The 25,271-nt window shown below is 72.2% G+C and carries 11 protein-coding genes; 6 read left to right on the plus strand and 5 right to left on the minus strand.

The genetic code is table 11. The annotated features are described in order from the left end of the window. Positions 1 to 205 precede the first annotated feature (205 nt). From SY2F82_RS20545 to SY2F82_RS20565, 5 genes are all read left to right on the plus strand, one after another. A complete protein-coding gene (locus tag SY2F82_RS20545) occupies positions 206 to 1,234 on the plus strand; it encodes a LacI family DNA-binding transcriptional regulator (protein WP_200420551.1) in 1,029 nt (342 codons plus the stop codon). Next, the gene (locus SY2F82_RS20550; RefSeq protein WP_200420552.1) at positions 1,231 to 3,216 is read left to right on the plus strand and encodes a beta-galactosidase; all 1,986 of its coding nucleotides are present in this window, start codon (positions 1,231 to 1,233) and stop codon (positions 3,214 to 3,216) included. The genes SY2F82_RS20545 and SY2F82_RS20550 overlap by 4 nt, the downstream gene beginning before the upstream one ends. A 74-nt stretch (positions 3,217 to 3,290) precedes the next feature. Continuing rightward, positions 3,291 to 5,429 (plus strand): glycoside hydrolase family 36 protein, encoded by a 2,139-nt coding sequence (locus tag SY2F82_RS20555; RefSeq protein ID WP_200420553.1) that lies wholly within the window; start codon positions 3,291 to 3,293, stop codon positions 5,427 to 5,429. 48 nt (positions 5,430 to 5,477) lie between these two features. Continuing rightward, a complete protein-coding gene (locus SY2F82_RS20560; protein ID WP_200420554.1) occupies positions 5,478 to 6,989 on the plus strand; it encodes a glycoside hydrolase family 43 protein in 1,512 nt (503 codons plus the stop codon). A 123-nt stretch (positions 6,990 to 7,112) separates the two neighbouring features. Beyond that, entirely contained in the window at positions 7,113 to 8,864 is a 1,752-nt protein-coding gene (locus SY2F82_RS20565; RefSeq protein ID WP_200420555.1) for a cellulase family glycosylhydrolase, read from the plus strand. A 52-nt stretch (positions 8,865 to 8,916) separates the two neighbouring features. Here the strand turns inward: SY2F82_RS20565 and SY2F82_RS20570 are convergent, their stop codons facing one another. Next, a complete protein-coding gene (locus tag SY2F82_RS20570; protein ID WP_236041684.1) occupies positions 8,917 to 9,888 on the minus strand; it encodes a LacI family DNA-binding transcriptional regulator in 972 nt (323 codons plus the stop codon). A 936-nt stretch (positions 9,889 to 10,824) separates the two neighbouring features. On the opposite strand from SY2F82_RS20570, the gene SY2F82_RS20575 reads away from it, so the two are divergent. Beyond that, positions 10,825 to 13,164, plus strand: a complete 2,340-nt coding sequence (locus tag SY2F82_RS20575; RefSeq protein ID WP_200420557.1) for an alpha-L-fucosidase — start codon at positions 10,825 to 10,827, stop codon at positions 13,162 to 13,164. A 105-nt stretch (positions 13,165 to 13,269) separates the two neighbouring features. Here the strand turns inward: SY2F82_RS20575 and ccrA are convergent, their stop codons facing one another. From ccrA to SY2F82_RS20595, 4 genes are all read right to left on the minus strand, one after another. Then, positions 13,270 to 14,601: a crotonyl-CoA carboxylase/reductase gene (gene ccrA, locus SY2F82_RS20580; RefSeq protein ID WP_200420558.1), complete on the minus strand. Its 1,332-nt coding sequence runs from the start codon at positions 14,599 to 14,601 to the stop codon at positions 13,270 to 13,272. Between the two features lie 82 nt (positions 14,602 to 14,683). Further along, entirely contained in the window at positions 14,684 to 15,424 is a 741-nt protein-coding gene (locus tag SY2F82_RS20585; protein WP_200420559.1) for a thioesterase II family protein, read from the minus strand. Between the two features lie 72 nt (positions 15,425 to 15,496). Beyond that, on the minus strand, positions 15,497 to 22,030 hold the full coding sequence (locus tag SY2F82_RS20590; RefSeq protein WP_236041656.1) for a type I polyketide synthase: 6,534 nt from the start codon (positions 22,028 to 22,030) through the stop codon (positions 15,497 to 15,499). A 29-nt stretch (positions 22,031 to 22,059) separates the two neighbouring features. After that, a partial coding sequence (locus SY2F82_RS20595; protein ID WP_200420560.1) for a type I polyketide synthase occupies positions 22,060 to 25,271 on the minus strand: 3,212 nt, incomplete at its 5' end.

Below are 25,271 nucleotides of genomic sequence, written 5' to 3' on the forward strand. Positions count from 1 at the left end.
AGCATGGTCGACTCCGGTTCCCGTGAGCACAGCGGTGCGGAAATGCTCCTGCACGAACGGGTGGACGATCAGCGCGATCAAAAGGTGAACCGGTCGCGCGCCTGCAACGCCGCCCTTTGACCGGGAGCGGCTCCGCCCGCCCATTCCCCGCTGCTGGAGCGGAGCCGCTCCCTCACCACCGCCAGGAAGGACACCGAGCGCCACCATGGTGAGACCCGCACGCGCCTCCAGCACGGTCGGCTACGCGCTCGACGGCAAGCGCCCGATCTCCGAGGAGACCCGGCGTCGCGTCCCCCGTTCCGCGGCCGCTCCGGGCTACCACCTCGACGCCGGCGCCCGCGCGCCGGCGGGCCGCCGCTCGCACGTCATCGCCCTCATGGTGCCGCTGCGCACCGACGTGTACGTGCCGATCACGACGGAGATCGCCCTCTCCGTCACCACGGCGGCCCGCCGGCACGGGTACGACGTCCTGCTGATCACCGACGACGAGGGGCCCGACGGGGTGCGGCGGGTGGCGGCGAGCGGGCTGGCGGACGGCGTGATCCTCATGGACGTCGGGCTGGACGACCAACGCGTCCCCGCGCTGCGGGCCGAGGGCACGCAGTCCGTGCTCATCGGCCTGCCCGACGACCCGCGCGGACTGTCCTGCGTCGACCACGACTTCGCGGCCGCCGGTGCGCTGTGCGTGGACCACCTCGCCGATCTCGGCCACCGGGACGTCGCCTTCATCGGCTACGGGTCCGGCGTCCACAAGCGGCACGCCGGATACGCCGTACGCACCCTGGCGGGCTTCGGTGAGCGCGCCGGGCAGCGCGGTGTGCGCTTCCTGCACCGTGCGTGCGACGGGACGCACGAGGGCACCGCCGGGACACTGGCCCGCATTCTCGCCGACCGGCCCGAGACCACCGGGTTCGTGGTGCAGAACGAGGGAGCGATCGGCCCGCTGCTCACCCTGCTGGGCGCCGGCGGGCGGTCGGTTCCCAAGGACGCCTCGGTGGTCGCCCTGTACCCGGAGCAGCCGGCCGAGCAGCACACGTCCGCGCTCACCGCCGTCTCCGGACCGGCACAGGAACTCGGCCGTGTGGCGGTCGAGCAGTTGATGAGCCGGCTCGACGCCGTGATGCGGCAGGAGCAGCCCGTGGACGAATGTGTCCTGCTCGCACCAGCGCTGACGGTACGTCAGAGCAGTCACCCAGCATTTGCCGAGTCCCTTCGTTCCAAGGACCAGTCATGACCACCCGCAGCCTGACCGACCGCCTGGGCGGCCTCGCCTTCGGCGGCGACTACAACCCCGAGCAGTGGGACGAACCGGTGTGGAAGGAGGACGACGAGCTGATGCGCCGGGCCAGGGTCAACCTGGCCACCGTCGGCGTCTTCTCCTGGGCCCTGCTGGAACCGGAGGAGGGCCGTTACGACTTCACCTGGCTGGACGCCCACATCGACCGCCTGCACGCGAACGGCGTGGCCGTCGACCTGGCCACCCCCACCGCCTCCCCGCCGCCCTGGTTCACCCTGGCCCACCCCGACGCGCTGCCGGTCACCCCGGACGGCACCCGCCTCACCCACGGCAGCCGCGACACCTACTGCCTCACCGCGCCCGCCTACCGCAGCGCGGCCCGCCGGATCGCCTCCGCCCTGGCCGAACGGTACGGCGACCACCCCGCCCTCGCGCTGTGGCACGTGCACAACGAGTACGGCACGCTCTGCTACTGCGACCACACCGCTGCCGCCTTCCGGGTGTGGCTGCGCGCCCGCCACGGCTCGCTGGACACCCTCAACCACGCGTGGGGGACCGCCTTCTGGAGCCAGCGCTACACCTCCTGGGAGCAGGTGCTGCCGCCGCGCGCGACGCAGTGGCACAAGAACCCCGGCCAGGCACTGGACTTCCGCCGCTTCTGGTCCGACGAGATCATCGCCGGCTGCCGCGAGCAGCGCGACGCGATCCGCGCGCACAGCGACCGGCCGGTGACGACCAACCTGATGCTCCCCGCCTACCAGAACATCGACCTGTGGGCCCTGGCCCGCGAACTCGACGTCGTCACCTCCGATCACTACCCCGGCTCACCCGGCCTGGACGCCGCCGCCGACACCGCCTTCCACGCCGACCGCACCCGCTCCCTGGCCGGCGGCCACCCCTGGCTGCTGATGGAACAGGGCACCAATACCGTCTACGACCGCGACCGGGTCCTCGCCAAGGAACCCGGGGACATCCTGCGCCACACCCTCGGCCACATCGCCCGCGGTTCGGAGGGCGCCCTCTTCTTCCAGTGGCGGCAGTCCCGGGCCGGCGCCGAGACGTGGCACTCGGCGATGGTCCCGCACGCGGGCCCCGACAGCCGCATCTTCCGTGAGGTCACGCAGGCCGGCGAGGCGGTCGCCCGACTCGGGGAGCTGGCGGGATCGACGGTCACCGCTTCGGTGGCGGTCCTGCACGACTCGGACGCCTGGTGGGCGCTCGGCGTGGACGGCCTGCCCTCCGCGGACCTCGACTACCACGCGGCACTCGGCCGGGCGCACCGGGCACTGTGGGACGCCGGCGTCACGGTCGACTTCGCGCACCCCGAACACGACTTGAGCCGCTTCCCGCTCGTCATCGCGCCGGCCCTGTTCCTCCTGTCCGACAGGGCGGCCGAGAACCTGCGTCGTTACGTCGAGGGTGGCGGAACCCTCCTCGTCCAGCACGCGAGCGGATACGTCGACGACCGCATGCACGCCCGGCTCGGCGGTTACCCCGCCGACCCCCTCCGCGAGGCGCTGGGCATCCGCGTCGAGGAGTACCGGCCACTGCGCCACGACGAGCGGATCACCCTGTCGGACGGATCGCACGCCACCGTCTGGAGCGAGTCGCTGCGCGCCGAAGGTGCGGAGACGCTCGCCTCCTACACCCACGGCATGCTCGCCGGCAGCCCGGCGCTGACCCGTCACCGCTACGGCACCGGGCAGGGCTGGTACCTGTCCACCCGCCTCGACGACGCCGACCACGCCGCCCTGGTCGCCCGGCTGCTCGGCGAGGCGGAGGTGGGTCCCGAGGTGCCGGGCCTGCCTGCTCAGGTCGAGGCCGTCGTCCGGCAAGCCCCGGACGGCCGCCGCTGGCGCGTCCTGATCAACCACCGCCCCGAGCCCGTGCCCCTGCCGGAGCCCGGCCACGACCTGCTCACGGACAGCACGCTGTCCGAACTGCCGCCCGGCGGCTGCGCGGTGCTCCGCACGGCATGACTCCCCCGCCCGAGCCCATCCCTCACCACTGGGGCCTGCCCCCCGTGCGTCTCACCCCCACCAGAAAGGCCATCATGACCAGCGCACCGCAGACCCTCCGATGGGGCCACGCCGCCCTGGAGGTCGAGATCGGCGTCGGCGAGGACGGCACCGCCCGACTCATGCACATCGGCCTACCCGGCGGAACACCTCCCGAGCGGCGCTCCTGGCCTGCGCTGCCCCTGGTGGAGGTGACGGCCGCGGGGCACGGCCGTGCCTGGTCGAGCGGGCGTCTCATCGACTCGTACATCGGCGGGCGGCTGCGCTACCGCGCGCACCGTGTGACCCGCGACGGCGACTGGCACGTGCTGACCGTCGAACTGCGCGACTTCGAGACCGGGCTGGGGGCGGAGGTGGTCCACCGCTCGCCGGACGGGGTGCCCGTACTGCGCAGCGAGGTGGTCCTGCGCAACGACGGGGAGGCCACGCTGCACCTGGAGTCGGTCTCCTCCCTCGTCGTGGGCTGCCTCGCGGACGGTCCGGAAGCCATCGGTGGCGCGGATCTGCTGTGGGCGGAGAACGACTGGGTCGCCGAATGCCGCTGGCAGCGCCGGCCGATGCGGGTGACCTCGCCGGTGCTGAGCGACCGCGTCGTCTACGACAACGGCAAGGGCGAGTTCACGCAGACCGGGCGGGGCGTGTGGTCCAGCTGCGGCCGCCTGCCCATGGGCGGCCTCACCGACCGTCACTCGGGCCGCACCTGGCTGTGGCAGATCGAGCACAACGGCGGCGGCTGGCACTGGGAGTGCGGTGAACGCGACGAGCTGGCCTACCTGGCGCTGCTCGGCCCCACCGACACCCACCACGGCTGGCGCCATCCCCTGGAGCCCGGCGGCGAGTTCCGCACCGTACCCGTCGCCCTCGCCTTCAGCGCCGAGGGCGGCCCGGACGACGCGTTCGCCGCGCTCACCCGTTACCGCCGTGCGATCCGCCGCCCGCACCCCGACCACCAGCAGCTCCCCGTCATCTTCAACGACTACATGAACTGCCTGATGGGCGACCCCACCACCGAGAAGCTGCTGCCGCTGATCGACGCGGCGGCCGAGGCGGGCGCGGAGTACTTCGTCATCGACGCCGGCTGGTACGACGGCGAGAACGGCGGCTGGTGGGACAGCGTCGGCGTCTGGGAGCCGGCCGCCTCCCGTTTCCCCGGGGAGCGCGGGATCCACGAGGTGCTGGACCGCATCCGGGAGCGCGGCATGGTGCCCGGCCTGTGGTTGGAGCCGGAGGTGATCGGCGTACGCAGCCCCATGGCCAAGGCCCTGCCGGACGAGGCGTTCTTCCGCCGCGACGGCGTCCGCGTCACGGATACCGGCCGCCACCACCTGGACCTGCGTCATCCGGCCGCCCGCGCCCACCTGGACCAGGTCGTGGACCGTCTGGTCGGCGAGTGGGGCGTCGGCTACCTGAAACTCGACCACAACATCGACCCCGGGTCCGGCACCAGCGCCCACCCCGGCGAGACCCCGGCCGCCGGCCTGCTCGGCCACAACCGCGCCCACCTGGACTGGCTCGACGGCATCCTGGACCGCTACCCGCACCTGGTGGTGGAGAACTGCTCCTCCGGAGGCATGCGCTGGGACCACGCCTTGCTGTCGCGGCTGCAACTGCAGTCCACCAGCGACCAGCAGAACCTCCAGCTGTACGCACCGATCGCCGCCTCCGCGCCCACCGCCGTCACCCCCGAGCAGGGCGCCGTCTGGGCCTACCCGCTGCCGGACGACTCCCTCGACGAGGTCGCCTTCACCATGGCCAACGCACTCCTCGGCCGCATCCACCTGTCCGGCCTGCTCCCGGACCTGCGGCCCGAGGCCCGGGCCCTGGTCCATGAGGCCGTCACCGTGTACAAGGCCATCCGTGCCGACCTGCCTCAGGCCGTCCCCTCGTGGCCGCTCGGTCTCCCGGCCTGGGACGACCCGTGGCTCGCCGTGGCCCTGCGCGCCCCGGCCACCACCTACCTCACCGTCTGGCGCCGCCCCGGCGCCGAGTCGACCATGAGTCTCCCCCTGCCTCACCTCCGCGGCTCCGCCGCTCGCGTCGACCTCCTCTACCCCACCGCGAGCCGGGCCGTCGCCGCCTGGAACCCCGACACCGCCGGCCTCACGCTGACGCTGCCCACAGCTCCGTCCGCCGTGCTGCTCCGCCTCACCCACACGGTGCCGGACGCGTCCTGAGCCGCCTGGCGCGTAACAACGATCCAAGGAACGAGAGGACTTGACCGAGTGTCAGTAAAACAGCAGGCGGACGCCACCGTGACCAACCCCGTGATCCCCGGCTTCCACCCCGACCCCAGCGTCTGCCGCGTCGGAGACGACTACTACCTCGTCTGCTCCAGCTTCGAGTACTTCCCCGGCATCCCCGTCTTCCACAGCCGCGACCTGGTGAACTGGACGCAGATCGGCAACGCCCTGGACCGGCCCGGCCAACTCCGTCTCACCGCCGACACGCCGTCCTCGGGTGGCATCTACGCCCCCACGCTGCGCCACCACGACGGCCGCTTCTGGCTGATCGTCACCAACGTGACCGAGGGCGCCGGCAACATGCTGTTCACCGCCACCGACCCGGCCGGGCCCTGGTCCGACCCGGTCCGACTGCCCGAGGTCAAGGGCATCGACCCGGATCTCGCCTGGGACGAGGACGGCACCTGCTGGTGCACGGTCGCCGGGGGCGCGCAGGTCCGCATCGACCCGTACACCGGGGAGACGTTCGGACCGCCGCACCAGGTATGGGCCGGCACCCCCGGCGCCCAGGCTCCGGAGGCGCCACATCTCTACCGCATCGGCGAGTACTGGTACCTGCTCATCGCCGAGGGCGGCACCGAGCGCGGCCACGCCGTCTCGATCGCCCGCGGGCGCACGCCCACCGGCCCGTTCGAGCCGTGCCCGGCCAACCCGGTCCTCACCCACCGCGGCACCCACCGCCCCATCCAGAACACCGGTCACGCGGACCTGGTCCAGGGGCCCGACGGTTCGTGGTGGATGGTGTTGCTGGGCGTCCGGCCGCGCGGTGGCACGCCGGGCTGGCACGTGCTGGGCCGTGAGACCTTCCTGGCACCGGTGACCTGGGTGGACGGCTGGCCCGTCGTCGGCGAGGTGTCCCCCGAACTGCCCGCGCCCGCCTGGCCCCTCGTGCCCGGCCCCGCCGAGGCCCGCCGGGACGACTTCGACCTCAGCGAGTTGCGGCCGCAGTGGATCTCCGTGCGCGACCGTCCGGAGGAGCACTGCACCACCAAGGAGCGGGCCGGATGGCTGACGCTCCGCGCCCGCGGCGCCTCGATGGACGAGCCGGACGTCGTGTTCGTCGGCCGCCGCCAGCAGCACCTGACATGCCAGGTGCGCACCTGCATCGATCCGGCGGAAGGGCGCGGCGGCCTGGCCGTCCGGCTGGACGAGGAACACCACTACGAGATCGAGGCGTCCGACGGGGAGGTGCGGGTGCTGTGCCGGGTCGGCCCGCTGCGCACCGTCATGGGTTCCGGGTCCGTGCCCGCCGGGCCCGTGGTCCTCGGCGTCCGGATCTCCGGCACCCCACCGCGGGGGCCCCGTACCGGGCCCGACACCGTCACCCTCGGCGTCGAGGAGCCGGACGGTACGTTCACCGTGCTCGGCGCGCTCGACGGCCGCTATCTGTCGACGGAGGTGGCCGGCGGATTCACCGGCCGGGTCATCGGCCTGTACGCCTCGGCCGGCACGGTCCACTTCGACTGGTTCGACTACGAGCCGCTCGGCCTCTGAACCGGCGCCGCGAGCCGAGGCACCACGTCGCCTTCCGAAGACGACGCGCCCTCCCCCTTGACTGCCTGCCGCTCCATCCCCCCACGGGCGGAATTCCGCTCGGCCAACAGAGAAAGGTCAGAGATGAAGGGAACGCACCACCCCGCCGGCCACCGCAGAAGCGGCCTGGGCCGGGTGCTCGGCCTGCTGCTGACGCTGGTCGCCGCGATCGGGCTGACCAGCACCACCGCGTTCGCCGTACCGTCCCACAAGGACAGGTCCGCGGCGACGAAGAACATCGCGCTCACTCCGATGAGCACGGTGGCCGCGATGCAGCCCAGCTGGAACCTGGGCAACACCCTGGACGCCATCCCCGACGAGACGTCCTGGGGCAACCCACCGGCCACGAAGGCCCTGTTCGACACCATCAAGTCCCAGGGCTTCCGCAGCGTCCGGATCCCCGTCACCTGGAGCGGCCACCAGTCCTCCACCGCCCCCTACACGATCGACGCGACATGGATGAGCCGCGTCAAGCAGGTGGTCGACTGGGCGCTGGCCGACGGTCTCTACGTCGTGATCAACGTGCATCACGACTCGTGGCAGTGGATCGCCGACATGCCCACCGACCACGACAACGTCCTGGCCCGCTTCAAGGCCACCTGGACCCAGATCGCCGCCACGTTCAAGGACTCCCCGAAGGGCCTGCTCTTCGAGAGCAACAACGAGCCGCAGTTCAACAACACCACCGACGCCCAGGGCATCCAGTACAACGACGAACTGAACACCGCGTTCCACACCGTGGTGCGCCAGTCCGGCGGCAACAACGCGACCCGTCTGCTCGTGCTGCCCAGCCTGCACACGAATTCCGGCCAGGTCTTCCTGGACGCCCTGGTGAGCGAGATGAAGTCGCTGAACGACCCCGATCTCGTGGCCACCGTGCACTACTACGGCTGGTACCCCTTCAGCGTGAACGTCGCCGGCGGCACGCAGTACGACGCCACCGCGCAGAAGGACATGACCGACAACTTCGCCCGGATCCGCGACACCCTTGTCTCCAAGGGAATCCCCGTCTACCTGGGCGAGTACGGCCTGTTGAACTACCCCGACTACAACCACCCCGCGCGTGTCGAACAGGGCGAGGCACTGAAGTACTTCGAGATGCTGGGCTACGAGGCCCGCATCTCAGGGGTGACCACGGCCCTGTGGGACGCCTTCAACTTCCTGAACCGCTCCACGCTGCAGTGGCGTGAGCCCGAGCTGATCAACCAGATCAAGTCGAGCTGGACCACCCGCTCGGGCAACGCCTCCTCGGACCGTGTCTTCCTGGCGAAGTCGAGTGCGATCACCGCCAGGACACTCACCCTGAACCCGAACGGCACCACCTTCCAGGGGGTTTGGCAGGGCAGCACAAAGCTCGTCCAGGGCCGGGACTACACCGTTTCCGGCAACCAGCTCACGCTCACAGCCACCGCGCTGACCCGGCTCGCCGGCAACCGCGCCTACGGGATCAACGCGACGATCGAGGCCCGTTTCTCCCGGGGGCTGCCCTGGAAGATCTACGTGACCACGTATGACAGGCCGGTGCTCTCCGACGCGACCGGCGACACCAGCGGTCTCACCATCCCCACCCAGTACCGCGGTGACCAGCTGGCCACCATGGAGGCCAAGTACGCCGACGGCAGCAACGCCGGCCCGACCGACTGGACTCCCTACCAGGAGTTCAACGAGGCCTTCTCTCCCGACTACCCGGGCAACGGTCTTCTCCTCACCGCCAAGTTCGTCAATTCACTGCGTGACAACACCCAAGCGACGCTCGTCTTCCACTTCTGGAGCGGAGCCACCGTGACGTACCACGTGACCAAGAACGGAGGCTCGGTGACCGGAACCGCCGCCTGACCGATCCCCGCCCCGGCTGTCCCCCGGCAACCGGGGCTCTCTTCCCGTCCGGTCAGCTCTTCGGCGGGGCCGTACTCTCCCGGATGGTGAGCGTGGTCGCGATCTCCAGTCCGACCTGGGGCACGTCCTCGCCACGGCCCAGCGCCAGCGCCAGCTCGGTGGCGGCCACCGCCATCTCCGCCAGGGGCTGGTGGACGGTGGTCAGGGGCGGATCCACCCACGCCACGGCCGGCACGTCGTCGAAGCCCACCACACTCAGGTCGTCCGGGATACGCAGACCGAGTTCACGGGCGGCCTGGTAGACGCCGAGCGCCTGCATGTCGTTGGCGGTGAAGACGGCGGTGGGGCGATCGGACCGGGAAAGCAGGTCGCGTGCCGCCGTGCGGCCGTCCTCGCGGGTGAGGAGGGTCTTGACCACCAGCTCCGGATCGACCGGCAGTCCGGCTTCGGTGAGTGCCGAGACATAGCCGGCGGTCCGCGCGAGACAGAAAGGATGATCAGGTCCGGTGATCATGGCGATGCGCCGGTGCCCCAGCCCGATCAGGTGCCGGGTCGCGGCCTGGCCGCCCCTCCAGTTGGTGGCACCGACGAACGGCACGTCGTCGGGGAGTTCCCGGTTCGGGTCGAAGACGACGAACGGGATGCCCTTCGCCTTCAGCTGGGCCCGCTCCTCCTCCGACAGCCACGCCACCGACAGGACGCACTGCGGGCGCCGCCCCACGGTCTCGTCGATGGTCCTGGCCGGTGTGTCGTGAAGACCGAGCTCCGACACCAGAACACCGACCTTGTTCCTGCGGGCCGCCCGTTCGACGCCACGGATGATCTCCACGGCCCACATGCTCTCCAGCTCTCGGAACACGAGCTCCACGAGGTTGCTGCGGTTCTTCGGCGGCTTGCGGTAGCCGTACTTCTGGATCAGTTCCTCGACGCGGGCCCGGGTCTCGTCCGACACACCGGACCGGCCGTTGAGCACCTTCGACACCGTGGGGACGGAGACGCCGGCGGACTCGGCGATGTATGCGATGGTGACGGCTGCCGGCCCTCCACCGCTCGCGCCGCGCTCTTCAGGTTCTTGCGGCTCTTCCGTCTCATCGGTCTCTTGCGTGGAAGGTGCTTCTGATCGGTTGTCCGGCACGTTGCCGTCCTCATCCCCTCGCCCGGTGAAACCGTCATTGTGGCACCCCTCGCACTACCGAGGGTTACGAAAGCATACCTGCACTTTCGTAACCGGGAAGGAGTTGCGAAACCACCCGGGAAAGCCCTTCGACCAGGCAGGAAGAGGATCACAGCCTTTCCGCCGGCTACATTCGACACCATGGCCGCGCGCGATACTTTCGCACCGCAGCAGAGGAGTGCCATGCCCCCGCGCTACTTGGAGGAACTCTCGCCCGGCTACCGCAGGACGAGCCCACGACCGCTTTTCCTCGAACGCGCCAAGGCTCGACCTGAACGGCGAATGGGCCTCCCGGTTCTCGCCCACCGGACTCGACGGGTCAGCCAGACCCGGGCGCACGACTCGACTCCTTCGAAGCGCACCACTGCGGGCCGTCGGGACGTGCCGCTGACGTGTTGTCGATGAAGCGGCACAACATCAACTCCGTACGCACCTCCCACCACCCGCCGGGGTGGTCAGGCGTTGCGCGACAGGGGCCTCGTCAACGCTTCAGGCCGATCCGATCGTGAGCTCGCGAAGTCTGGCGGCTCGCCAGACATCCAATGTCTGCCTCGCCAACCTGTGCGCTTTGTCCATGCATCACGAACGCCTGCAAGAAAATCGTGTCGAAGACCTGGACAGACACATGACAGACAGTCGTTAATTCATCCCATGTCTCGAATCCGGAACGGGACAGGCAGCCGACTCCCCCGGCCCCGGACCCACCGGCCGGATCAGTGCTGTCGTCAGGCTCAAGGTCGCCAACACCCGGGCGGGCTTCAGAGGATCGAACAGGAGGAACCACAGGTGCCCGAATCCATCTCGCGCAGATCGGTTCTCGTCGGCATGGCGTCCATGACGGCGGCCGCCGCGGTCGGAACCGTCGCGGTGGCGACGCCCGCGTTCGCCGCGACCGCCGCCCCACTGCCGCTCCCTCCCCTGCGCATCCCGCAGACCGACATGGGCGTCCAGCAGCAGCCCGACTCCAAGATCCAGTGGCTGCAGGACGCGAAGCTGGGCATGTTCATCCACTGGGGGGTGTACTCCGGGCCCGCCAAGGGCGAGTGGTGGATGCACAATGCGCCCATCACGCCTTCCGACTACCAGAAGTACGTCACCGACGCCACCAGTGAGCAGTTCACCGCGGACGCCTACGACCCGGCAGCGTGGGCGCAGTTGGCGAAGGACTTCGGCGCGAAGTACGTGACGCTGACCACGCGTCACCACGACGGCTTCGCGCTGTGGCCGCTGAACCACCCGGGCAGCTGGAACTCCGGCCAGGCCCCGCTGAACCGGGACTTCGTGAAGGACTACGTCGCGGCGGTGCGGGCGGCCGGGCTGAAGGTGGGCCTGTACTACTCGCCGATCGACTGGCGCTACCCCGGCTACTACGACGTGTACGGCACCGACTGCGCGCCCAACCCCTGGAACTACACCACGGATTCCGCGCACAAGGAGAACGCGCGGATCATGAAGACCGAGGTGTACGAGTCCATCAAGGAACTGGTCACCCAGTACGGCGTCATCGACGACCTGTGGTGGGACGGCGGCTGGATCGCGGAACAGGGCACCGACGCCGACGGCGCGTTCTTCTGGGAACCCGGCCAGTACCGGGACCCGGCCAACCAGTGGCCGGTGGACGCCACCTACGGCGAGACCGACGCGGCCGGCAGGCCACTCGGCCTGATGGGCATGGTGCGCAAGCACCAGCCCGACATCGTCGCCACCTCGCGCTCCGGCTGGATGGGCGACTACGCCAGCGACGAGGGCGGCTCCGTCCCCTCCGGGGCCATCCGCACCGGCAAGCTCGTCGAGAAGGTCTTCACCGTCGGCACCACCTGGGGCTACAACTCCGACGGCAAGGTGATGAGTTACAGCACCGCCATGAACATCCTGGTCAACTGCTGGATACGGAACATGACCGCGATGGTGAACGTCGGCCCGGACCGCCACGGCACCGTCTCCGACGCCCAGGCGAGCCTGTTGCGGCAGATCGGCACCTTCATGGCCTCCTGCGGCCAGTCGATCTACCGGACCCGCGGCGGCCCGTGGAATCCGGTCGACGGCCAGTACGGCTTCACCTACAAGGACAACACCTTCTACGTCCACCTGCTGCCCGGCTACAGCGGCACCACCTTCACCACCCCGCCGATCGGCGACGCCCAGGTCACCCGAGTCTTCGACGTGCGCTCCGGCAGCAACCTCTCCTACACCGCCGGCGCCGACGGCCGGGTCACCATCACCGGCATCGACCGCACGACCCACCCGCAGGACAGCGTCGTCGGCGTCACCCTGGACCGCTCCGTGCAGCCCGCCGACATCGCCGCCGGCAAGACCGCCACCGCGGACAGCGAGGAGACCTCCAAGGGCAACACCGCCGCCAAGGCGGTCGACGGATCCACCGCCACCCGCTGGTGCGCCAACGACGGCAGCACCGGCCACTGGCTCAAGGTCGACCTCGGCTCGACCCGCTCCCTCACCGGCACCCGCATCGCCTGGGAGCTGGACAAGACCAACTACCGGTACAGGATCGAGGGTTCCACCGACAACACCACCTGGGCCACCCTCGTCGACAACACCGCCACCACCAGCACGAGCCAGGTCCAGGTGGCCGTGTTCCGGGCCCAGGCACGGTACGTCCGCGTCACCGTCACCGGGCTGCCCTCCGGTGCGTGGGCGTCCATCCGCAACCTGGAGGTGTACGACCGGCCCTTCTCCGCGGACCTGGGCACCTACAGGCTGGTCAACCGAGGCAGCGGCAAGGTGATGGACGTCGCCAACGCCTCGACCGCGGACGGTGCCCAGGTCATCCAGTGGCCCTCGACCGGCGGCACCAACCAGCAGTGGAACCTCATGCCGAACACCGACGGCTCCTACCGGTTGGTCAACGTCAAGAGCGGCAAGGTCCTGGACAGCCCCGGCGGCTCCGCCCAGGGCGCGAACCTCGACCAGTGGACCGACACCGGCAGCGACAACCAGTGGTGGAAGCTCGTCCCCTCCACCACCAGCGGCTACTACCGGCTGGTCAACGTCCGCACCGGATGGTGCGCCGACGTCGCCAACGCCTCGACCGCCGACGGCGCCCAGGTCATCCAGTGGCCCACGACCGGCGGCACCAACCAGGACTGGCAACTCGTGGCCCTGTGAACGTCGGCCCCGCTGGGCCGTGCCGCCGTGCGGCACGGCCCCCGCTGCAAGTGAGGCAGCCGTACGCGAACGCGCCGAGGAGACCGGCGCGAAACTCAGGGCGGCTCACTTCGGCTCGGCCCACCGCCGGTAGAGGCTGATCCGGTCCTCCCCGATGGCTGCGCGAAGCTCCGGGGCGTCGACGCCCAGGTTCTGCGACGGCGCGGCACACAGGACGGCGACCTTCCCGACGTGCTGGTTGGTCTGCACGGCTCGCGTCGCCTCGGCCACGTCGTCCAAGGAGTACACCTTCGTCAGCGTGGGATGGATCATGCCGCGGCTGATCAGCCGGTTGGTCTGGACGGCCTCGTGGTAGTTGAACCCGTGGGAGCCGATGATCTGCTTCAGCCGCATCCAGAGGTACCGGTTGTCGTACTGGTGCCGGTAGCCCGTCGACGAGCCGCAGGTGACGATCCTGCCGCCGCGCTTGGCCACGTACACCGAGGTGGCGAAGGTCTCGGCGCCCAGGTACTCGAAGACGATCTGAGGGTCCTCGCCGACCAGTGACCTGATGGCCTCCCCGAGGATCCGCCCCGCCTTGGGGTGGCGGAAGCCCTCCTCCGGCAGGTTCAGCTCGGACCTGTTGATCACGTGCTCGCAGCCCTGCTCCCGCAACAGCCGGGCCTTGTCCTCGGAACCGACCAACGCGACGGGGATGCCTCCGCCGTTCCTGACGAACTGCACGGCGTAGGACCCGAGGCCGCCGGTGCCGCCCCAGACCAGGACGACGTCGCCCTGCCGCATCTGCGCCCCGTGCGGGCCGACCAGCATCCGGTAGGCCGTCGCCGCGCACAGGGTGTTGCTCGCCGCCTCCTCCCACGTGAGATGGGCGGGCTTGCGCACGAGCTGATTGGCCTTGACGAGGCAGAACTCGCCGAGCGAGCCGAAGTTGGTCTCGTAGCCCCAGGCCAGCTGGGTCTCCGTCAGCATGCCGTCCTCGTAGGAGGCGTGGTCCTCCTCGTCCACGTAGGACGGCGAGATGACGACCCGGTCGCCCACCTTCCAGTTCCTGACACCGCTTCCGACCCGGACGATCACGCCCGAGCCGTCCGATCCGACCTGGTGGTACGGCAGGTCGTGGCGGGCGCCGTGCGGGCCCTGCCTGCCCAGCTTCTCCAGGAAGGCGAAGGTCGGAACCGGTTCGAAGACGGCGGACCAGACGGTGTTGAAGTTGATCGCGGCCGCCATGACCGCGACGATGCACTCGTCCGGAGCCGGTTCGGGCATGGCCACCTCGCCGACGTGCACGGACCGGCGGACGTCCTTGTCGCTCACGCCCTCGAACATGCCGGTTTCGTCCTTGTGCAAGTAGGCCGCCCGGTAACTCGCCGGCAGGTCGAGGGCGAGCAGTTCCTCGGGCGGGGCACCGTCGATGACGGCCTTGAGCAGTTCGGACACGGGACAGTCCTCTCGCGGGTACGGATGGGTTCCGGGGCGTGCGGCGGGATCGGGCGGGCGGCGCAGGGCCGTCGCCGCGGCGTCAGCCGAGCGCCTCGCGCAGCAGGCCGGTGATCCGGTCGAGGTGTTCGACCAGGTAGAAGTGACCGCCGTCGAAGACCTGCAACTCGAACGGTCCGGTGGTGTACCGCGACCAGCGGCCGGCCTCCGCCGGGGTCACTTTGGGGTCCTTGTCGCCGGTCAGCGCGACCACGGGAACCGACAGCGGCGGGCCCGGACGGTAGCGGTAGGTCTCCACCGCCTTGTAGTCGCCGCGGATCGCGGGCAGGGCCAGTCGGAGCAATTCGTCGTCGGGCATGGGGAGTTCGCTGCCGGCGAGGAGTTTGACGGCCTTCAGGAGGGCGTCGTCGCCGAGCAGGTGCACCGACTCCTGCCGCTGGTCCGCGGGCGCCCTGCGGCCGGAGACGAACAGCCGCAGCGGCTCGATCCCCCGGCTCTGAAGCCTCCGGGCCGTCTCGAAGGCGAGGACGGCTCCGAGGCTGTGTCCGAACAGTGCCGTCGGGCGGTCCGTCCACGGCAGCAGTTCGGCGGCGACCAGGTCGGCCAGGGCGTCCATGTCGTCGACACATCTCTCGCCGCGTCGGTCCTGCCGTCCGGGGTACTGGACGGCGAGCACGTCCACGGTGGGCGAGAGCGCGCGGGAGAAGGGGAAGAAGAAGCTCGCGGAACCTCCCGCGTGGGGCAGCAGGACCAGGCGGCCGGCGGCCGCGGGTGCCGGGTGGAAACGCCGGATCCAGGAACTGGGTGGTGCCTGGGTGGGCATGCGGTGACCTTGGCCTTTCGAGGACGTCGTCGGTCGGCGGTGGGAGCGGATCTGCGGTTCTCTGACGTGGTGTCAGTCCTGGCGAGGCGGCTCGAAGTAGCCCGCTTGGGTGAAGAAGTCCACGTGTTTGGCGAACAGTTCGCGGTTCGCGGGCGGGCAGGTGATCCCGCTGCCCTCCAGTGCCGCGGCCGTCTCGCTGTCGTCGACGGGCGGGTAGAAGGCGTCCGGCTGAGCGGCCATGACCTCGAAGGCGTCCAGCAACGGCAGCAGGGCGTTGTCCGGGTCGCCGGTCACCAGGTCGCGCCAGGTCGCCCAGTCCCGGACGGGCAGTTCGTAGCCGCGGAACCGCAGTTCCTCGAGCATCTCCGCGAGCGTCAGGCCGGAGTGGTTGCAGACGTGGAACGTGCCGCCCGCGGCGTCGGGCTGCCGGGACAGGTGCAGGATCGCCGCGCTGGTGTATCCGACGGGCATCAGCCGGAAGGTGACCGGGATGTCGCCGGGTACGGCGCCTGCCTGCAGCATGCCCTTCAGGCTGAGCCAGACGAAGTCACGGGTCTGGCACGCGCCCGTCGACGCGTCGCCGGCGATCAGGTCGACCCGGTAGACGGAGACCGGAAGGCCCCGGTCCCGCGCCAGGCCGACGATCTGTTCGGCGACCCACTTGCTCTGTGTGTAGCCGGTGGGCAGCGTCTCACCGGGGCCGGTCGGGTCGGTGGTCCGCAGGGGCGCGCCCCCGGTGTCCCGGCCGACGTAGACACCGAGGGTGGAGACGTGGTGGACGGGGACCGTGCGATGGCGGGCCGCGAGGCGCAGGATCTCCTCGGTGCCGCCCACGTTGGCCGCCCTCACGGTGGCGTACGGCTGGACCCAGTTGACGGCGGCACCGGCGTGGTAGACCGCGTCGACGGTGCGGGCCAGGGCGTCGAAGTGACCGGGGTCGAGTCCCAGGGCCGGGGCGGCGAGGTCGCCGACAAGGACGCGCAGCCGGTCCTCCTCGATCTGTTCCGCGATGCCGTACCACTCCAGGTTGGCCTGCAGCCGGGCCCGTGCGTCCGCCTCGTCGCGGCCCCGCACCAGGCAGTGCACGACGGCCGTGGTGGTCCGCATCAGATCGCGCAGCAGGTATGCGCCGAGGAACCCGGTGGCGCCGGTGAGCAGCACCTCGCGCGGGTCGAGGGCGACATGGCACACCTCGTCCGCGGGCCGGATGTCGTCCGCCAGGCGGATCTCCGCGGCGAAGTCCACGGCGGGCCGGTCCGGCGCTCCGCCCTCGCCCCGGCCGCTCAGTTCGGCGACGAGGAAGCCGGCGAGCCGGGTGAGGGTGGGGTGGTCGAACACCAGCGTGGTCGGCAGTCGCAGCCCGGTGAGGGCGCCGAGGCGGTTGCGGAACTCCACGCCGGTCAGCGAGTCGAAGCCGAGATCGGTGAAGCGCTGGTCGACGCCGATGGTGGCGGGGTCGGCATGTCCGAGGACGGCTCCGGCCTCGGCACGCACCGTCTCCAGGACCGCCGCGCGCCGCTCCTTCTCGGACAGGCCGACCAGGGCCGCGCTGAAGGAGTCCGCGGCCGCACCGGAGTTGCGGGCGGCGGGACGCACCGGCACCCGCAGCAGACCGCGCAGCACCGCGGGGGCCAGTCGCGCCTGTTCTCGCAGGGCGGTCATGTTGAGGGGCGCGGCGACCACGGTGGGCCGGCCGGAGGCGAGTGCGGCGTCCAGCATGGCGGGACCCTCGTCCGAGGCGATGGGCGGGTACCCGGCCCGGGCGATGCGGTCCAGGTCGGCCGCGGTCAGCTCGCCGGTGGTGCCGGTCTGGGCCCACAGGCCCCAGGCGACGGACGTGGCGGCCAGTCCGAGGCCGGCCCGGTACTCGGCCAGCCCGTCGAGGAAGGTGTTCGCGGCCGCGTAACTCGACTGGCCCGCACCGCCGATGACGCCCGCGAGCGAGGAGAACAGCACGAACGCGGAGACGTCGAGTCCGCGGGTCAGCTCGTGCAGGTTCCACGCCGCGTCGACCTTCGGCCGCAGCACCCCGTCCAGTCGCTCCGGGGTGACGGCGGTGATCAGGCCGTCGTCGAGAACGCCCGCCGCGTGGACGACGCCGGTCAGCGGCCGGTCGGCGGGTATACGGGCGAGGAGGTCCGCGAGCGCGGTACGGTCCGCGGCGTCGCAGGCGGCGACGGTGACGCGTGCGCCCAGTGCCGAGAGTTCGGCGACGAGTCGCTCGACCCCGGGCGCGTGCGCACCGCGGCGACTGGTGAGCAGCAGATCGGTCACCGCGTGTTCGGTCACCAGGTGGCGGGCGAAGAGCGCTCCGAGCGTTCCGGTGCCGCCGGTGATCAGCACGGTACCGCCGGGCGTCCAGCGGCCCGTGGGTACGGCGGAGGACCGGGCGGGCAGCCGGTGCAGACGGGGCAGCAGGACACGGCCGGCGCGGACGGCGGCCTGCGGCTCGCCGGAGCGCAGCAGCGCGGTCAGCGCCGCGGCGGAGGACGGCTCGTCGTCGAGGTCGACCAGCACGAACCGGCCGGGGTTCTCCGACTGTGCCGAGCGGATCTGGCCCCACACGGCCGCGGCCGCCGGGTCGGTCACGGGGCGGCCGGCCGCGGCCACCGCGCCATGGGTGACCAGGACCAGCGGGATGCCGCCGAGCCGTTCCTCGGACAGCCAGTCCTGCACCACCGTCAGGACGCGGTGGGTGGCGCGGCGGGCGGCGGCCACGGGATCGCCGCCGTCCCGGCCGGATCCGTCGGTGGCGGACAGGCCGCCCACGTCGCAGCGGACGGCGTCCAGCGGTGTGCCCGCCTCCACGGCCTTGGCCACTTCGCCGATGTCGCCGTATCCGCCGGGGCCGAGGGTCGCCCAGTGCGCGGCGGCCGGCGCCTCGTCCACGGCGATCGGGGTCCAGTCGGTGCGGAAGACGGCGTCGTGGGCCCGGCCGCCGGTGCGGGCGAGTTCGCCGGCGTCGGCAGGAGCGAGGGACAGGGAACGGATGGTGGCCACGGGCTGCCCGGTGCGGTCCGCCAGCAGCACGGACAGCTCTCCCTCACCGGTCGGCATCAGCCGCGCCCGTACGGTGGTGGCACCCGTGGCGTGCAGCTGGACCCCGCGCCAGCGGGCGGCGAGCCGGGTGCCGGTTGCGATGCCGCTCAGCAGCGCCGCCTGGGCCACTCCCTCCAGCAGTGCCGGGTGCAGCCCGAAGCGGGGCGCGTCGGTGGCGGTCTGCTCGTCCAGCGTGATCTCGGCGAAGACCTCCTGTCCCGGCCGCGCCGTCCACAGTCCGGTCAGCCCGCGCAGACGGGGGCCGATGTCCAGGCCCGTCTCGGACAGCCGGTCGTAGGCTCCCTCCAGGTCGACCGGTGCGGCGTTCGAGGGCGGCCATGCGGTGAGGGGTTCGGTGGCGGCGGGTCCGCTCAGGCTCAGCACGCCGGAGGCGTACTCGGTCCACTCGGTGTCGCCCTCCTCGGGCCGGGCGTGCACGGTGATGCCGCGCCGCTGTTCGTCGGGGGCTCCCACCCTGATCTGGACCTGCAGCGCACCCTGCGCGGGAAGCACCAGCGGCGCCGCCGCGGTCAGCTCCTCCACCGCGGTGCAGCCCGCCTCGTCGCCGGCCCGGAGTGCGAGTTCGGCCAGCACCGACGGCGGCAGCACGGCGGTGCCGGCGACGGCGTGGTCGGCCAGCCACGGGTGGGTGCGCCGGGACAGACGGCTGGTGAACAGGGTCTCGTCGGCGCCGGCCACGGCGACCGCGGCCCCCAGCAGCGCGTGGCCCGTCGCCGCCATGCCGAGCCCGACGGCGTCCGGCGAGTGGGCCGCGGCGGAGAACCAGAAACGCTCGTGCTGGAAGGCGTACGTCGGCAGCTGGACGCGCCGTGCCCCGGACCCGGCGAAGGCGGTGTCCCAGTCGATGCGTACGCCATTGACGTACAGCTCGGCCAGCGAGGCGAGGAACCGGTCGAGCCCGCCTTCGTCGCGGCGCAGGGTGCCGGCGGTGACGACGTCGTCCCCGAGGTTCTCCTGGAGCGCGGAGGTGAGCACCGGGTGCGCGCTGACCTCGACGAAGACGCCGTGGTCCTGGTCGGCCAGGGCCCGCACGGAGCGGGCGAACTCCACCGGGCGGCGCATGTTGGCGTACCAGTAGCCGGCGTCGAGGCGGGCGGTGTCGACCCAGTCGCCGGTCACCGTGGAGAAGAACGGGATCGAACCCGCCCGCGGCCGCACGGGGGCCAGCGCGGCGAGCATCTCCTCCCGGACCTGCTCCACCTGGGGAGAGTGCGATGCGAAATCGGTGGGGAACCGCTTGGTCCGCGCGCCGTCGGCGGCGCACTCCGCGAGGAACTCGCCCAGGGCGTCCCGGTCACCGGCGACGAGGACCGCGGTGGGGCCGTTCTCCACGGCGACCGACAGCCGGCCGGCCCACCGGGCGAGCCGCTCCTCCACCTCGGCGCGGGGCAGCCCGACCGCGCCCATGCCGCCGGTGCCCTGCAGCGTCAGGGCGATCCTGCTGCGCAGGGCTATCACGCGGGCCGCGTCCGGCAGGGTCAGGCCGCCTGCCACGCAGGCGGCGGCGATCTCGCCCTGGGAGTGGCCGACGACGGCGGCGGGCTGGAGTCCGTAGGACTGCCACAGGGCGGCGAGGGAGACGTGCACGGCGAACAGGGCCGGCTGGACGACATCGAGCCGGTCGAGCGAGGGCGCACCCTCCACACCTCGCAGCACGTCCTCGAGCGAGAAGTCCACGAAGGGTTCGAGAGCGCGTGCGCACTCCGCGATCCGTTCCGCGAACACCTGCGAGGACTCCATCAGCGCGGCCGCCATTCCGGCCCACTGACTGCCCTGTCCCGGGAAGACGAAGACGGTCCTGGCGGGTTCGCCCGTCGTGCCGAGGACGGCGTTGTCCGCGGGCTCCCCGGCAGCCAGCGCGTCGAGCCCGGCGAGGGTGTCGGCGTGGTCGCGACCGATGACGACGGCGCGCTGCTCCAGTGCGGCGCGGGTGGTGGCCAGCGAGAAGGACACGTCCAGCAGGGCCTGTTCGTCGTCCGGCGCCTCCTCGCGCAACCGGGAGGCCAGCCGGGCCGCCTGGGCGCGCAGGGCCTGCGGGGACCGGGCCGAGACCGGGAACGGCAGGACGGCCGTCGGCAGGGCGCGGGCGGCCTCGGGGGCGTCCTCCCCGTCCCGTGCGGCCGGTGCGGGCCCGGTGTCCTCGAGGTCGTCCTGCGGGGCCTGTTCGAGGATGACGTGGGCGTTGGTGCCGCTCGCGCCGAAGGCCGACACCGCGCCGCGACGCGGTGCTCCGGTCCCCGGCCACGGCCGCGTCTCGGTGAGCAGTTCGAGGTCGCCCGCCGACCAGTCCACGAGTGGGCTGGGCTCGTCCAGGTGCAGGGTCCTGGGCAGCAGACCGTGCCGGATGGCCTGCACCATCTTCACCAGCCCGCCGACGCCCGCGGCGGCCTGCGCATGGCCGATGTTGGACTTCAGCGAGCCGACCAGCAGCGGCCGTCCCTCGGGGCGCGCCCGGCCGTAGGTGGCGAGCAGGGCCTGGGCCTCGATCGGGTCGCCGAGCCGGGTTCCGGTGCCGTGCGCCTCGATCGCGTCGATCTCGCCGGCGGTGAGTCCGGCGTTGGCGAGCGCCTGGCGGATGACGCGTTCCTGGGACGGCCCGTTGGGGGCTGTGAGGCCGTTGGAGGCGCCGTCCTGGTTCACGGCGCTGCCGCGGACGACGGCCAGCACGCGGTGGCCGTTGCGGCGGGCGTCGGACAGCCGCTCCAGGACCAGCAGACCGGCGCCCTCGGACCAGCCGATGCCGTCGGCGGCGGCGCTGAACGGCTTGCACCGTCCGTCGGCCGCGAGGCCCCGCTGCCGGGCGCCGTCGATGTATCCGCCGGGGTGAGCGGCGATGTAGGAGGCCCCGGCCAGGGCCAGGGCGGACTCGCCGGACCGCAGCGACTGGGCGGCCAGGTGCAGTGACACCAGGGCGGAGGAGCAGGCGGTGTCGACCGAGACCGCGGGGCCCTCCAGACCGAGGACGTAGGCGATGCGGCCGGAGGCCATGCTGCTGAGCTTGCTGGTCATCTGGTAGCCCTCGAACTCCTCGGGGCAGTCCAGGTCCAGATAGCTCTGCTCCACCAGCCCGGCGAACACACCGGTCCTGCTGCCCTTGAGCGACAGCGGGTCGATGCCGGCGTGTTCGAGGGCCTCCCAGGCCGTCTCCAGCAGGACCCGCTGCTGGGGGTCCATGGCGAGGGCCTCGCGCGGCGAGATGCCGAAGAAGGCCGCGTCGAAGCGGGTGGCGGAGTCCACGAAACCGGCCTGACGGATGTAGGTGCTGCCGGGCCGGGCCGGGTCGGGGTCGTAGAGGGCGTCGAGGTCCCAGCCACGGTCCGTGGGGAAGTCGGAGATCTCGTCGCGCTCCTCCAGCGCCACGCGCCACAGTTCGTCGGGGGTCGACGCGCCGGGGAACCGGCACGACATACCGACGATCGCCACCGGTTCCCGGCCGCCCGCCTCGAGTTCCGCGACTCGCTTACGGGTCTTCTCCAGGTCCGCGGTGACCCACTTCAGGTACTCGACCAGCTTCTCTTCCTTGGACATGTGCTCCCCGCTGGACATGTGCTGCCCGCTCTCCTTCCGGTGAGCCGTCATCGGCTCGACCCGCGGCCGAGCTCGGTGTCGATGAAGTCGAAGATCTCGTCGGCGCTCGCGGCGGCGATCCGGCTCGCCGCGTCCTGCGACCGCTGCTGCGCGGGCTCCTCCGCTCCGGCCGGGTCAAGGCGCTCGAGGATCGTGCGCAGCCGCGCTCCGAGCAGGGTGCGGTCCAGGTCCGGCGCGTCGGGGCTCAGTTCGGCCACGGTCGCCTCCAGCCGGTCGAGCTGGGCGAGGAGGGGCGGCCTCGCCGCTGTCCCGCCCGCGTCGCCCTCCGCGGCGGCCTGGGCCAGGAGGTAGGCGGTGAGCGCGGCGGGTGTGGGGTGGTCGAACACCACGGTCGCGGGCAGCGCCAGGCGGGTCGCGGCGCCGAGCTGGTTGCGCAGCTGGACGGCGGCCATCGAGTCGAACCCGGCCTCCTGGAAGGGCCGTTGCAGGCTGACCGCCGCGGGATCGGGGTGGCCGAGGACGGCGGCCGTCTCCCGGCGCACCAGGTCCCGGACGATCCGCTGCCGCTCGTCGTCGTCCAGTCCGGCCAGCCGTTGCGCGAGCGTCTCACCCGGGTCGGGTGCGTCGGGCCCGGCCGCGTCCAGGGCCGGCCGCAGCGGGCCCCGCACCAGGCCGCGGAAGAGCGGCGGTACGCCGCCGTCCCGGGCCCGCAGTGCGGCGGGGTCCGGCGAGGCGGCCAGGAGCACCGGGTGTGCGCCCCGGTCGTCCGTGGCCGCACCCACGTCCGGTGAACCGGGTGCGACCGGTACGGCGGCGTCCCGGGGACCGGGGGCGCCGGCTGCCGGACGGGGTCCCGCGGTCGCGAGTGCCGCGTCGAACGCGGCTGCCGCCGCCTCGGGGGTCAGGACCCGGAAGCCGGACCGGGACGACCGGTCCCGGTCCGCGCCTTCCGCCTGCCCCGTGCGCTCCCACGGGCCCCAGGCCAGCGACAGCGCCGGCAGTCCATCAGCCGAGCGCCGCAGGGCGAGGGCGTCGAGGTAGGCGTCGGCCGCGGCCCGGTACGCCTGGCCCGTGCCGGCCGCGGTGCCCGCGGTCGAGGAGCACAGGACGAAGGCGGCCGGCGGGCGGGTACGGGTCAGCTCGTGCAGGTTCCGTGCCGCGTCCGCGGTCGTGCGCAGGGCGGCGTCCAGGCAGTCCAGGCTCACGCCCTGGACGGTGCCCCCGTCGCCGGGGCCCGCGGCGTGGATCACCGCGGTCAGCGGATGGCCGTCGGGTGTCCGGGCGAGGGCGGCGGCGAGCGCGTCACGGTCGGCGGCGTCGCAGGCCTCGAAGGTGACGTGGGCGCCCAGGGCCGCCAGTTCGGCGGCCAGGTCCGCCGCGCCGGGCGCGCGGTCGCCCTCGGGGCCGACGAACAGGAGGTGGCGCGCTCCGTGCCGGCTGACCAGGTGCCGGGCGAGGAACCCGCCGAGGCCTGCACCGCCGGTCACCAGCACGGTGCCGTCGGGGTCCAAGGCCGGTGTCGTGGCCGGGGCCGGCCGCCGCACACGCGCCAGGCGGGGGACGAGGAGCCGACCGTGTCGTACGGCCGCCTCGGGCTCGCCGGAGGCCAGCAGGGAGGCGAGCAGCGCCGACGGGACGCCCGCGACGGCCGCGTCGGCGGGGTCCTGGCCGGGCACGGGCCGGGACGAGAGGGGATCGTCGGACGGATCGGCGTCCACCAGGACGATCCGGCCGCCCGCCTCGGACTGTGCCGAGCGCAGCAGTCCGCGGACCGCCGCGGCCGCCAGGTCGGCGGGCGCCGCCGGGGCCACCGTCCCCTCGTCCGCGACGGCCGCGCCGCCGCGGGTCACCACGAGCAGCCGGGTCCCGGCGAGGCGCTCGTCGGCCAGCCAGTCCCGCACCAGCATCAGCGCCCGGCGCACGGCGTCGTGCAGGACGCCGCCGCTCTCCCCGTCGTCCTCGGACGCCCACGGTACGACGACGGCGTCGACGGGTGCCCCCGCCTCGACGGTCTTGCCGACGGCGGCCAGGTCCTCCGCTCCGTCGGTGCCCAGCGTCGCCCAGGTGACGGGGGCCGTCGGCCCGCCCACAGCGACCGGTGCCCAGTCGACCCGCAGCAGTGCGTCCGCCGCCCGGTCCTCGGCAGGGGCGAAGAGTTCCTCGGGAACCGCCCGGTAGGTCAGGGAGTCGACGGTGGCGACCAGTCGGCCCTGTCGGTCGGTCACCGTGAGGGCGACGGTACGGTCGCCGGTCCTGGTCGTCACGGCCCGTACCGCGCCGGCGCCGGTGGCGTGCAGCCGTACGCCGCGCCATTCGACGGGCACGGTCACGGTACCCGCCTCCTCGCCGAAGGGGTGACCGAGGAGCAGGGTGTCCAGCAGTTCGGGGTGCAGGCCGAACCGACCGGCTTCGTGGGCGAGTTCGGCGGGCAGCACGGCCTCGGTGACCAGGTCGTCCCCGGTCCCCTCCGTGGCGTGGGCGGGGTGGGCGTCGGCGGGCCTCTCCGGGTGGTCGGCGGCGAGGCGTCCCCGCGCGTACACGGTCCACGGTGTGTCGTCCCCCTCGGAGTCGGGGCGGGCGTGGACCGTGAGAGCGCGCCGGCCGTCGTCGTCCGGTGCGCCGACCCGTACCTGGAGCTGGACCGCGCCCCGGGCGGGCAGGACGAGCGGCACGATCAGCGACAGCTCCTCCAGCACGGTCGCTCCCGTCTCGTCACCGGCCCGTACCGCCGTCTCGACCAGCCCTGCGGCGGAAAGGACGACACTGCCGAGCACCGTGTGCCGGCGCAGCCAGGGGTGTGTCCGTGCCGAGACCCTGCTGGTGAACACGAGTTCGTCGCTGTCGGCGAGGGCGAGTGCCGTGCCGAGCAGCGGGTGACCGGTGGGGGTCAGGCCCGGGCCGGCGGCGGTGTCCGCCGGGTCGGTGGTCAGCCAGTAGCTGTCCTGTTTGAAGGCGTAGGTGGGCAGGTCGACGCGGTGTGCGCCCGTCCCGGCGAAGAACGCCTGCCAGTCGACCGGAACGCCGCGGGTGTGCAGCTGGGAGAGGCCGTGCAGGAGGGTGTCCGGCTCGGACCGGTCGCGCCGCAGCAGTGGCACGGCGATGCCCGCGTTGTCGGTGTCGGTCGTGTCGGTCGTGTCCGTCGTGTCCGCGACCATCGGGGTCAGGACGGCGTCGGGGCCGATCTCGACGAAGGTGGTGGCACCTTCGGCACGCAGAGCCTGGACGGCCTGGGCGAAGCGGACCGGCTCGCGCACATGCC

The sequence above is a fragment of the Streptomyces sp. Y2F8-2 genome (assembly GCF_014905555.1).
GTDB lineage: Bacteria > Actinomycetota > Actinomycetes > Streptomycetales > Streptomycetaceae > Streptomyces > Streptomyces cynarae.